This window comes from Paracoccus alcaliphilus (genome assembly GCF_028553725.1).
In the GTDB taxonomy this organism is placed as follows: domain Bacteria; phylum Pseudomonadota; class Alphaproteobacteria; order Rhodobacterales; family Rhodobacteraceae; genus Paracoccus; species Paracoccus alcaliphilus.
Genome location: NZ_CP067124.1, coordinates 2,437,394 through 2,449,121 on the forward strand (window position 1 = coordinate 2,437,394; position 11,728 = coordinate 2,449,121).

At 58.8% G+C, this 11,728-nt stretch carries 9 protein-coding genes; all 9 read right to left on the reverse strand.

Going from position 1 to position 11,728, the window contains the following annotated elements:
• Window positions 1-8 precede the first annotated feature (8 nt).
• Window positions 9-890 (reverse strand): hypothetical protein, encoded by an 882-nt coding sequence (locus tag JHW40_RS12625; RefSeq protein WP_090616927.1) that lies wholly within the window; start codon window positions 888-890, stop codon window positions 9-11.
• Between the two features lie 52 nt (window positions 891-942).
• The gene (locus JHW40_RS12630) at window positions 943-1,461 is read right to left on the reverse strand and encodes a DUF2285 domain-containing protein (protein WP_090616925.1); all 519 of its coding nucleotides are present in this window, start codon (window positions 1,459-1,461) and stop codon (window positions 943-945) included.
• Between the two features lie 46 nt (window positions 1,462-1,507).
• Window positions 1,508-1,723, reverse strand: a complete 216-nt coding sequence (locus JHW40_RS24200) for a transcriptional regulator domain-containing protein (RefSeq protein ID WP_081650884.1) — start codon at window positions 1,721-1,723, stop codon at window positions 1,508-1,510.
• Window positions 1,724-1,917: 194 nt separating this feature from the next.
• Window positions 1,918-2,445, reverse strand: coding sequence for an antirestriction protein ArdA (locus tag JHW40_RS12635; protein WP_090616923.1), 528 nt, complete (start codon window positions 2,443-2,445; stop codon window positions 1,918-1,920).
• 247 nt (window positions 2,446-2,692) lie between these two features.
• Window positions 2,693-4,549 (reverse strand): UvrD-helicase domain-containing protein, encoded by a 1,857-nt coding sequence (locus tag JHW40_RS12640; protein ID WP_090616938.1) that lies wholly within the window; start codon window positions 4,547-4,549, stop codon window positions 2,693-2,695.
• A gap of 79 nt (window positions 4,550-4,628) precedes the next feature.
• Window positions 4,629-6,875 (reverse strand): AAA family ATPase, encoded by a 2,247-nt coding sequence (locus tag JHW40_RS12645; RefSeq protein WP_244519349.1) that lies wholly within the window; start codon window positions 6,873-6,875, stop codon window positions 4,629-4,631.
• Window positions 6,876-7,081: 206 nt separating this feature from the next.
• On the reverse strand, window positions 7,082-9,673 hold the full coding sequence (locus JHW40_RS12650) for a DEAD/DEAH box helicase (RefSeq protein ID WP_090616919.1): 2,592 nt from the start codon (window positions 9,671-9,673) through the stop codon (window positions 7,082-7,084).
• Window positions 9,674-9,677: 4 nt separating this feature from the next.
• Window positions 9,678-11,408, reverse strand: a complete 1,731-nt coding sequence (locus tag JHW40_RS12655) for a site-specific DNA-methyltransferase (protein WP_170851944.1) — start codon at window positions 11,406-11,408, stop codon at window positions 9,678-9,680.
• A complete protein-coding gene (locus tag JHW40_RS12660) occupies window positions 11,405-11,728 on the reverse strand; it encodes a HigA family addiction module antitoxin (protein ID WP_012171781.1) in 324 nt (107 codons plus the stop codon). The genes JHW40_RS12655 and JHW40_RS12660 overlap by 4 nt, the downstream gene beginning before the upstream one ends.

The following is an 11,728-nucleotide window of genomic DNA, read 5'->3' on the forward strand; positions in this document are numbered from 1 at the left end:
GTCACGTCCTATCGTGGCGATTCGTCTCTCGCGGCCGGGGTCGACGCACCTTCCCCGGCGAGGAGTCCACGAATATCCCGCAGGATTGCGGCAGTCTCGCTGTCGGACGTGGCAAGCGCCTCAGTCAATTGGTCGTTGGCAACGGTCTGAGCGTTGCGCATGGTAGTAAGTTCAGACTGCATGGCTTCAAGCGCCGCTTGAACCTCGGCTCCATTGCTCGGTTCGCGGCGATATTCCGAATAGATGATCTGCGCGGCAGGCATAGCGACAGCAATGAATACCGCGACTACGCCGATCCAGATGGCGCGGGCTGCGGTGCGGTCATTGTCGGCTGCCGCTTTCTCGAATTTCTGGAGGAACTCAGCGGCAGCTCCTTGAAGTCCCGTGGCAATCTCGGCAGCGTCGGTGGCAATGACTTGCATCTGCTCGAAGCGCTCTTCTATCCGCTCAAGCCGCCTGTTGGTCTCAAAGATCGGGTTCGGCGGAATAGGAGGAAGCTCAGGAATGCGGGGTATTTCAGTTTCGTGCAGACGCATCGCATCAATGGCGCTTTTCTGTGCTCCAATCTGCTCAGCTAGGCGACCCAAAGATGAGTTCTCTCCAGCGATGCCGCCAAGGGTCTTCATGCGGGCTTCAAGATCACGCAATGGCCCGAGAGATGTTTCCATCGCTTTCTGTGCTGCGGTGACACTGTTCAACTGCGGTGTAATTCTGTCCTGCAAGTCACGGAAGGGTTGTGTCTGGCGCTCTATACCCTCAATAGCCTTGCGAACCGTATCGTTCATTGCAGGCGGTCGCATGCCGCCGATCATGAGCTTGGAAATATCCAGACCTTTAGCGCCAGGGGTATCCTCCCCTCCGTCACCGTCACTGTTATCGTCATCCGCCATAAACGTGCTCTCCCAACAGCGCCGATGCTTTCTGAATATAGTTGCTCTGGCCTCACTTCGGAAGCTTGATTGGATAGTGGAGCAACAGGCGGTAGCCGCCGCGCATCATCCTGACGCCGTGGGCGACTAACCGGCGAGCCTTGTTTTTGCGCGGGTCACTCTCGAAATCCTCTTTGGTGCCGCGAAAGCCGAGCAAGACTTCGGCGATGGCGCGATAGCTCTCGCCATGCAGCCGGGCATCGAGCGCGCGTAGCGACAGTATATGCCATTGCCGGAGCTGGGCTGGGACCGCCCGGAAATCGGGACCGGGCGCACGGCCGTTAAGGGAACGCCAGAACCGGCGGACAGCGTGAGCACGAAGTTCCAGAAAGGAATCCATCGGCAGGGTCACGGCATAGAAGGCGGCCGCGTCCGGCATCGCCTCGGGTAGCCAGAACTGGTGCGCGATGCCATCCACATGCCATATGCCGTGCCAGCCGTCGGCAGCGCGGCGCAGGTCGAGGCCGTCGAGATGCGCCAACGTCATTGTCGGTTCGGTATCGTCGTCCTTATGATCGACCGGCGACAACACCACGGCTTGCGGTTGAAGGCGCGGACTCCAGATCGGCGATTGCCTATCATGCGGCGCGTCCGGATCGCACGGGAAATCGCAACCCCCAGCGATGCGCGAACGCTTCAAGGGCGCGGGCAGCCGCCCTTCCGGTCGATGCGATGGTCTGGTAGTCCCGACGATATTCTTCGTTGCGGCGCAAATATTCCCAAGCGAAACCAGCGGCAGGGATGTGCTTTGTATGCCCGTATGCCGCCGGAGATCGCCAATCGATGCTGAGCATGGCGTCACCTCCCCAAGCCGGGATGCTGGGCAGCGCCCGGCAAAAAGAGGTTCAAGGATCACTGGAAATATAGAACCCGCTCAAAGCAGATACCTTGAGCGGCTAATCCGATAATTCTTTGGTGTTTTTAGCTTGGCGACAGCCGTAGCTTTCGAGATGCCTGCCTGTATGAGCACAGGCAGGCAGACATGATCTCATCTGCTTGAAAACACATGCACCTCGCCCTGCGCCGTCTCGATGGTGAATAGGTCGCCGCCGATCTCAGCGTCGCGCGCCATCGCCTGCCAATCGACATAGTAGCGTAGTGCCTCGGGAATCGTGACGCTCTCGGTGGTCAATTCCTCCATGTAGTCGGCGAGGCTGGCGAACTGACCATGATAGCAATCCTGCAAGGCGGTTTCGGCTTGGTCCATGTCGCCGCTGAACTGCTCCAACAGGCCCGCGCCTAGTGCGCCGTGTTCTGCGATGAAGGCGGCCATCCGCGCCACGCTGTCGATGCCCGCATATTCGGAGATGCTGACGCCCTCGAAGCCCTCATAGTCATGAATGGCGTATTCCTCCGCTTCCTCGACCGGAGAACGGGCAAGCATCGCGGCAATCTCGTCCCTGATCTGGTCCGCGTCCTGATCCGCGTCGATCCAAGCTCCATGCAGAAAACCGTTATTGTAAGCTGCAAGGCAGGCGACATAAATGCGGGGGCTGCTGTCGGATACGTTGGTCATATCTCTGATCCTCGGGTCTGAAGGTCAGCGAAGCGGAACGCCGCGCCTGACCTTCTGGCCGTCGCCGAGACCGGGTGTGCAAACGGAGTGAGGCTTCGCGGGGAACCGGCTGCACGGAGCGCGGTACGCGCGTAGGAAGCTGGGCGGAAGCCTCTCGAAGTGCGCCGAGGGCGGAGCCCTAAGTTCTATGAAAGGGTATAATTCAGTATTACGCTCGCAGGCTCATCTGGCTTGGCTCTCGATTCAGTCAAGCGAGCGCATCTTGCGAGAGAATATCCGCTTCTGGAAATAGTCCGAGCCCGCGAATATGCGCAATCGCCGCTGCGGGATCAGCGACGAAAAGGATAACGACCAAGTCTTGCCGCGCGCGTGTGCAGCAAACGTAGAAAAGTCTCCGCGTCCGCTCGACGCCTGTTTCGCCACCGTCCTGCAAAGTCTTTTTGTCTCGCGCAGAAAGCTCTTTCAATCCGAGGTATTTCTCGTAGGAGAATTGAAAGTGCGTGCCTTCCTCGTCATCGAGGACGACGAGCACACGATCGAACTCGGCCCCTTTCACGCCTTGCTGCGTGGAAAAAGGCGATTCGTCGTTAACGTAAGCCTGGTAGGGTCGAAGCTGCTTAGCCGGACAGGCTAGGAACGCGGCCATTGAATTGATCTCGTTTGAAAGGCCTTCCTCGCCTTCGTCTACGTTGTCATCGGCCTCGACTTCGGCCTCGACTTCGGCCTCGTTCACAGCAACATCCTCAAGGTAAGCGGACAGGCGCGGGTCGAACTCTACCAAGCGACTTTCCTTGGCAAGAGTCAGCACGTCACGAATGGTAGCCTGCGACTGAGGTCCCATCAGCTCACCGACCTGATTGCTCACCGCCTGAAGTTCATTGAGCCTCTCGGCGATGTTCACGCCTTGGAGGTTGGCCTTTTCTAGCAACGGTGAATGGAGCCGAAGCAGCCGCATCGTCTCGAAGTCTCGCCCGTCCCGAACAGCCTCCGCAAGCGGCAGTAGAAACGACACCAACGGGCGCAGCGGCCAGGCGGACGCGTCCAGAAAGCCATTCTTGAAGGCCTCAGGCGCCTTATCGTTGAGCGCCGCATACAGATCGCCGAACCCCAATCGCTTCGCTGCCATGCGATGCACGATCACCAACATTTTAACCGGGTCGTTCTCGTCGGCGGGCTGCCACAACTCGTCATCGTTTGCGTTCGCAATCCACGCCCGAACCTGCGCCACGCGTTCGTCGCGATGAGCATCTGTCGGCAAGACAAACAATCGCGCCGTTCCGATCACCGGCACTTCCTGATCACCGTTTTTTTTCTTTCGGCCACCAATCTGAACCAGATCGTCACCTTCACGCCGAATGGCGTTTGCGAGATTCAATATCGAGGTGGGCGAACGGAAATTTTCCGGCTTGGGGATCGCCCGCCAATCGTCGGGTTTGGGAACTGTGCCGATGCCGGTGGGATAGATGCGCTGCATCGGATCGCCGAAGAACCCGAGGCAGAAGCGGGCCTGCTCCTGCCGCTGGACCGCCATCAATGCTTCGACAATAATGGGAAAGGTATCTTGGCTCTCATCCACGAAAACAAACGGAAATTGTTGTGCGACGAGAGTTCGGAAAAGCGGCCGTTGAATCATCAACTGCGAAGCCATTTTGATAATGTCATCGTGGCCGAGGATACCTTTGGCGTAGTCAGTTCCTGTTCCATAAGTGAAGCTACGAACTTGAGTGATAGCCTCACGCTGCTGCTCGTAGCGCGTTATATCGTGGGCGTTCTTGTCTCGCGTTTTCTGCTGAACGCGTGGGCCAAAATTGGCGGCATCGTGCTGTAATTCTGTGATCCGCTCGTCGATCCTGTTTGCAACCCAAGCGGCGATATCTTGTTGGAAGCCGCGTGCGATCGACCAAAGAAAACTATGAATCGTGGAGACGTGGACGAGAGGATTGTTTCCCACGTCAGCCCAAATCTCTCCGGCGGCGATCTCTGTATAGGTTATGCAGGCCACGCGCTGCCTGCGTAGTCGCAAACGCTCGCCATGGATGGCAAGGATCGAGGCGAGCCCCTTGATCAGCGAAGTGGTTTTGCCCGACCCCGCGCCGGCGACCATGTTAAAACTGGTCGGCGGCTGAGATTCCAAGCACAGCCGAAGATCTACGTCGGCCTGTGTGTCAGGCTGTTGAGCGCGGCTACTCACCGACTACACCACCTTCCAGTTCGGCCTCAACTTCGAGATCGACCTGCGCCTTAAGCCAAACCAGGCCGTCACGGATGTACGTCGGAACCTGCCACTCTTCCGGTCGGGCCGTAAGTACGCCAAGCGCGAACTTGGTCTTGTCGAATTTATCGCCGCTGACCCTCTTGTGAAGGCCGGCTGCCAACGCCGCCGGGTCCGCTAGTGCACCACGGAGGCGTAGCCCCAATTTCCTCTGCTCCGCGCTCTGGCACCATTCGGCGTTTTCCAACCCGAACGCTTCTTCCAACGTCCGACCTGCCAGCTCTACGTTCTGACCATTCCATGCGACTGGAACGGGCGTCTGATATGCCACGCGGACACGGGGCGTCACATCCGCCGGCGTTTCTTTCTCTTGCTCCGGTGCTGCGAAAAGCTCGTCGATCGACAGCTTGGCCGGAAGCCATTTCACGAGAGTCTGGTTGGAGGTGACTGCCCCGGCTACACCGGGCAAGCACTTTTTTCCGTAACGACGGGCGGGGGCAGGATCGGCGGCATCGCCAGCTTGGGCGGCCGGAGCATCACCACCGAGTAGTTCATCGACATCGTTGGCAGCGTCCACCTCAAGGGCCTCGACTTCGATCTCCAGCTCGTCATCGTCGTCATCATCGCCGTCATGATCAGCAGGCAACAAGGTAACACTGTCTACGTCGGTGATGATCAGCGTGACGATCCCGAGGAATTCGATCAGCGATTTGAATTTATGGCCGAAGGCACCGCCCACCTCCAGAATGCAAATGCAGGAGGATCGCAGCGATGTCGCCGCCTTTGATATCATGATCGGGAGCAGCAATCGCTCGACATTGCCCTCCACGAGCACAGCGGCGTCAGAGAAGAACAAATCGCAGTGGGTGAGTTTGAGATACCTTTGCAGGAAATCGCGGTGTTCGGTTTCCTGCGCATAGAACGCGGAGAGGTTGAGCACTTCAGTGACTTGATCGTTTCCGACCAAATCGCGCCGGAAGTAGCGGATCGGCTGAAAGCCACGCTCGTACAGGATGTGCGGCGAGTGGGTCGTAATGACCGCTTGTGTGGCGAATGATCCTCCCGCCTCGCCCGGAATGACGAGCAAGTCGAGTATGTTGCGAATGAAAACCTGCTGGAGCTGCGCGTGAAGGTGTGCTTCTGGCTCCTCGATGAATATGAGATGGAGAGGCGCACGCTTCTCCTCTTCGGCTTTCCAGCGCTCCTGAAGGTCGAGCACTTCGACCACCATATAGATCAGGTTTTTGAAGCCGAGGCCATTGTAGGTGTCGGGCAGCATGATCGTCTGCGCGGCTTCGCCCACGATGTAATGGACGCGCGCATCCTGCGTCATGATGGACGCGGGGTTCAGGGCCGACTTGATTTCGAGCCTTGGGTTATTGAGGCCGGGATAACCCAAACGCCCCAACCGCTCCAATGTACCTTTAAAAACCTCCGCGAGATGCTTGTCGAGGCCCACCTCAGACTCGAATAGCGCTTTGAGCGCCTGATGATCGTCCTGACGTTGATCGAGATTGCGTTGATAGAAGCGACTCAGACGCTTCGACAAATCCTCCGAACGGCCGCTTCCGGAAGCTGTTGAAGGGTCCGCAAGGTGCCGCTGTGCATTGAGAAAATCTACCTTGATGAGCGATTTTAGTACAGCACTGCCGCCGGGCTCGTTCCCCAACGGCAGCGGCTGATACCCCTCCACCGCCTGAAACTTCGCATCAAATTGCCTGTGGTCGAGGACGTAATATCGCAGCTCATACTCGTGTCTCAGTTCTTTAAGCAGGTAAGCCGATAGCGATTTTGGCCAAGGCACATAATCGCCTGCGCCGCCGACCAGCGCCGCCGCTTTGGCCCGACCATCGTCGCGAGCGGTGCGATAACGCTGGATCAATTCCGTGATGTTTCTGGGCGCGAGTTCGACGCGGACGCCCACAAGCGTCCCGGCCCAAGCGGTCGAGGGCAGAATGGGGATGACAAGATAGAGGTCTTCGGCTCCCACCTCGAACCAAAGATCGAGCGAGACGGTCGGAAACTCAGCCTCGGCGATGTCGCCCTCTCGTTCGCCGATCTCATCAAGCAGCGGCCAAGCGTGCGAGCTGAAATCATACAGCGAGAAAGCGTCTTTGCCACCCGAGAGAAACATCTGCATAGCCTGCGTCGCGGAGGTTTTTCCGCTATTATTCGCCCCAACGAAAATGGAGATGTCGGACGCAAGCTCGATATGCACGTCCCGAAGCCGCCGGAAATTTCTCAGTCGATAGGAATGTAGGTGCATCGTGTTCCCCCACCACGAAGTCTAACGGATGATAACCCACGTCGGAATCTTAATTGCACGCCGTTGTGGCGGTGTATTGTAAGAATGCAAGGGATTACTGCATGCAGCGCGTATCCCTCGCGGCTCGGTAACTACACCATCTGACAAATTCTGTTCAGTCAGAGATACGCAGGTAGCTTCGCCTTCCATTCGCTCATCAGGATCAAGGTGCCTCCGACGGTCTCGCCGTGTTTGACCAGTTCCAATTCGCCGACCGGCGTTGCTTCGTCCCATTCAAAATGCTCCGAGAGGAACGACAGCGTCTCGCGCTTGTAGGCCGTGTCGAGGTTGTCGAGCTGGTCGCCCTTGGTTTCCAGCACCGTGATCCGCTTCGCTTCGCCATCGCGCTGCACGGCGAAGATGAAATCCGGATAAATTTTGGCCTTCTTCCATCCCTGAATGCCGTATTGCGTCCGCGCGACATTGCGGTGCCACCAGGCCAGCGTCTTTTCGCCGTCGAGATAGACCGCCACATCCCGCTCGTCGCTGTTCAGCTCGTTCTCGTAGACCGGCGCGAAAAGACTCTTTTCGAGCGGGCCGCCCGCGCGGTTCAGGAGCTGGCGCGCGTTTTCCGGTTCCGTCGTTTCGATGCTGAACGGCATTCGCCAGTTGCGGCCATCGAGCCGCAAGCGAAACTGGATGCGTCCCGCCGCTACCTCGGCCTTGAACAGGGCTTCGGCGCGCGCGTTCCGCGCCGCTTCGAGGCCCTTGCGCAGCTCTTCCACGATCAGGCTAGCGAGCAGGCCGAGCTTCGCGTCATCGAAGCCCCGCGCCCGCAGGGCCGCAACCGTCGCGCCGACAATCTCGCGGCCGACGAAGGGATTCGGCACGATGTCGGAAATCATCCGGACGGCATGCGCCGGATCGAAGGCGAGGATTTCCGCGTTGGCGGCGACAGTCTCGCCGACGAACAATTCGTCGCCGTCCTCGGCAAGCCTGATCCGTTGGAGCTGGCTTTCCGCCGCCTGTGCGTTTTCGGGCACCCGATCCGCGATGTCCTGCGGATCGAAGCCCCGCCAGTCGAGCGCGGAAAGCACATCCGTCTCGTAGTCCAGCTCGCGCGCGTCGCCGCTTTCCACCACCATCACCTTGGGCAGGTAGATTTCCGTGGAGGCGAAAGCCGGGCGGCGATTGATCGTGCGGGCAGTCTTACCGGTCCCGCTTTTGTCGTCCTGCGTCACGCGCAGGACCAGATCGCCGAGGCCGTCCTGTTCGAGGCCGTCTTTAATGGCACCGACGACCGTCGCAGTATCGGCGTGATGCGTGATGACGTGGCACTCATCGAGCGCTTCAACGTCCGTTTTGAGCGCGCCGGGCTGGCGGAGAATGCGGCCGACAAGCTGGGTCATGGCCTTGAGGTTGGCGCTGGCCGCAAGGCTGCACAGCACATAGGCGAAGGGGCAATCCCAGCCCTCTTGCAGGGCCTGTTTCGTGATAATCGCCCGCACGCGGTTGGTGGGCGAGAGCAGGTCCTGATTTTCGGGATCGTTGAGGTCGTTTTGCTGGGCGGTTTTAATCGCGATTTCCGCCTGGTCGAAACCCGCCGTCAGGAGCCAGTCTTTTACATCTTCCGCATGGATATGGCCGCTTTCGCGCTGATCCGCGCCCGTGCGCTCGACCTGGATCAGCATGATCGGGCGAATATAGCGGCCCGTATCGGCCCGCAGTTGCCGGGCTTCGGCATCGAGCGCGTTGAGCTTGGCAAGCGCCGCGTTCAGCGTCGCCTTCCAGTCATTGCCCTGCCGGGGATCAAGGTTGAGCGGCATCTTTATCATGCCTTCACGGTCCAGCTCGCGCCCCGTCACTTCCACCAGCACATTGGCATAGCGGCCTTCGCGCGGATTGCGGCCGCCGCGCGGCTGCACATCCTGCGGCGTGGCCGTCAGCTCCAGCACGAAACACGGGTTGAATCCGTAAAGCGTGCCGAAAGCGAGATCGGAAATGGCGCGGTGGCCTTCATCCATCACGACCACGGGCCGAATGATCCGAAGGGCGTTCCCGAGGGAATCCTTCACCAACGGGAACATGCCGGTATAGGCGGAGAGGTTCGGCGTGCGGTCGATGGCGGCTTGATGCGCCTGTTGTTCGCCTTCGGGCGGGAAGAAGCCGTGCACGTCGCCCCGGTCCTGAAACATTTTCAGGGAATCCTGCGTCTCACGGTTCGCAGATTGCAGCATCAGCAGCATGATGCAGATATTGGTTTCCACGTCCCGCGCATCGAGCCGGTCGGTTTTCTCCATGATCTTCACGCGCCCCGCCGCTGCGCGGTCCAGCGCCTGACGGTAGGGGTGCTGGCGATCCTTCAGGTGCTTGAGCGTCTGCGTATAAATCGCTTCGTTCGGCACGATCCACAGGACGAAACCGGTGTTGCGGTCGAGATAGCGGCCCATCACCCGCGAGACGGCGGAGACGGCAAGCCATGTCTTACCGCCGCCGGTTGGCACTTTCAGCACGGCGTTGGGCACGGGCCGCTCGCAGCCGTCCATGCGCGGCGAGAACGGAATCGCGGCGCGGGAAGCGGGCAGCTTCCCCGCCGCCTTCATCGCTTCCCAAGCCTCTTTCGCGAAATCCGGAGTGGCAAGACCAAGGTCCGGGTCTTGCGCGGCAAGCGCCGCCACCTTGTCGGCGCGCGCCTTCTTTTCCTTCAAAAGGTCGAGATAGTCGTCGAGCGTCTTGATGACGCGGTCCTGATAATCGAGCTGGCGAAACACGGCGTCAGCTCCGATCTATCCGGTAGAGCGCGAAGGGCAGCGGCACGAACTCCACGGGGATGTTCTGTTCCGCCAGCATCTTCTGGCTCACGAACCGCGCCGGGGCGAAGACAAGGTGCCGCTTGTCCGGATCGGAGGCGGCGAATGCCTTGGCGCGCGCCAGCGTCAGGGCCGCTTCCGGCGATTTCAGCCAGTCGAGATCGGGCTTGTAGATCAGCCAGACATGCTGGCCTTCTATGGCACCGAGATAGAAATCATCCTCCCGCACGGCTGCGGGATCGAGCGCGCGATTGGTCGCCATGTGGAACAGTGCCGCGCCGAGACCGGCATAGGGCGGCAGGGTTTCACCGCTCAGCACCTTATCCAGCTCCACGGGATCGCCGAGAGTGCAATAGGTGAAGGTGCCGCCGAGGCCGGCTTTATACTCGTCGTCCTTTGAAGTCGGAACGCCCTGGATAAGGCGGCGAACACGCTCTGCCGTCAGTTCGTCGGCATAATCTTCCATTTCGACAAGGATAAACTTCCGATTTCCGGCATCCCTCTCGTTCAGTTTCATGACCGCCTGCGCCGTCGTTCCGGAGCCAGCAAATGAGTCGAGAACGACAGCATCCGGGCCAGCGGTGTATGAAAGAAGCCACTCAATAAGCGTGTAGGTCTTTGGATTCTTGAAGGCTTGCTTCGACTCTGGGAAAATCTTTTTCAGCTCATTCGCGCCGCGCCGACCATCTATTTCAATGATCCCCGGCATCTTCTCCTTGTAGTCCTTCACGTAGGTCTTGAGGCGGATGAGCTGATCGGGATCGTCGCTGAAAATGATGCGGTCCTGCGCAAGCAACTCGTCGCGGGTGTCTTCAGGAAAGCGGTATCCCATGAGCGGTTGCGGCACCAGTTTCTGGGTCTTGGGATTCACTAAATCCCAGCGATAACCCTCACGGCCCGGGTTGTGGACGCTTCGCGAGGCAGTGAAAATCCCGCCCCGGTCGATCTGATTATACTCCTGCAAGGGGCCGAGTTGCGGCTTATGCAGTCTGAACCATTCCGTATATTGTGATGAAAGCTCATCATCGCTTAAGTTGGCGGCCAAAAGCTCCTGTTCCTTCGCAAGAAGGCAATCTTTCAGGTCCGACCACGGAGAACTCCAGATAGGTGCAACGCCATCCCGCTCCAAGCAAAAGACATGAACATACTCATGTTCAATTGCGATATTCGTTGGATTATTATCTGTCGCATTCTTCCAGATAATGGTGCCAAGATGAGGGTTGCTTTTCGGATTGTTATTGTCTCCAAATGTAGCGTGCAGAAGATGCTTGAACAGAGCGACCTCGTTATCATCGATGCTCGCAAAAATGACTGCCCCCGGCTTCATGAGGTCGCGTAAGAGCTGAAGGCGCGGCCACATCATGCACGCCCACTTGTCATGCCGAAGCGTGTCATCGACGGTGATTGGATTGCTATCGAGCCATTCCTGAATCACCGGCGAATTGACTTTGTCGTTATATGACCAATCGCTCTTGCCGGTATTGTAGGGCGGGTCGATATACACGCAATCTACCTTGCCCGCATAAAGCGGCAGGAGCGCCTTCAGCGCGTGCAGATTGTCGCCGTGAATGACGAGATTGCCGTCAAGCGCAACCGGGCCGATGCCCTTGCTTTCATCGGGCACAAGCGGACGGAAGGGCACCGCCAGATGGTGGTTGTAGACAAACTCTTTGCCCTTGAAACTCAGCTCCGTCATGCTCGACCCTTCGTATTCATTCCTGTGTATCGCTCGACCTTGATCTCCGCTTCCCGCCTGCGGGCCTGCGCAATGTCGTAGCTGTTCTGCATGCGCATCAGCGTCTCCATCGGTACGCCGAAGGCCTTTTCAATCCGGATCGCCATTTCCGGCGACAGGTGCGCACGCTCGTTCAGAAGCGCCGACAAGGCCGGTCGCGTAACCCCCAACGCCTCTGCCGCCTCGGTCACGGACAAGCCGAGCGGTTGCAGCACCTCATGCTTGACGAAACCGCCAGGATGGGCGGGCGTCTTCAGCCGAAGGTCATGCTCATCGGTCAT

What these genes read in the sequence shown, in the direction of transcription:
- JHW40_RS12660 (WP_012171781.1), bottom strand. Translation starts at nt 11,728, where the DNA reads ATGACCGATGAGCATGACCTTCGGCTGAAGACGCCCGCCCATCCTGGC.
- JHW40_RS12625 (WP_090616927.1), bottom strand. Translation starts at nt 890, where the DNA reads ATGGCGGATGACGATAACAGTGACGGTGACGGAGGGGAGGATACCCCT.
- JHW40_RS12655 (WP_170851944.1), bottom strand. Translation starts at nt 11,408, where the DNA reads ATGACGGAGCTGAGTTTCAAGGGCAAAGAGTTTGTCTACAACCACCAT.
- JHW40_RS12635 (WP_090616923.1), bottom strand. Translation starts at nt 2,445, where the DNA reads ATGACCAACGTATCCGACAGCAGCCCCCGCATTTATGTCGCCTGCCTT.
- JHW40_RS24200 (WP_081650884.1), bottom strand. Translation starts at nt 1,723, where the DNA reads ATGCTCAGCATCGATTGGCGATCTCCGGCGGCATACGGGCATACAAAG.
- JHW40_RS12640 (WP_090616938.1), bottom strand. Translation starts at nt 4,549, where the DNA reads ATGGTCGCCGGCGCGGGGTCGGGCAAAACCACTTCGCTGATCAAGGGG.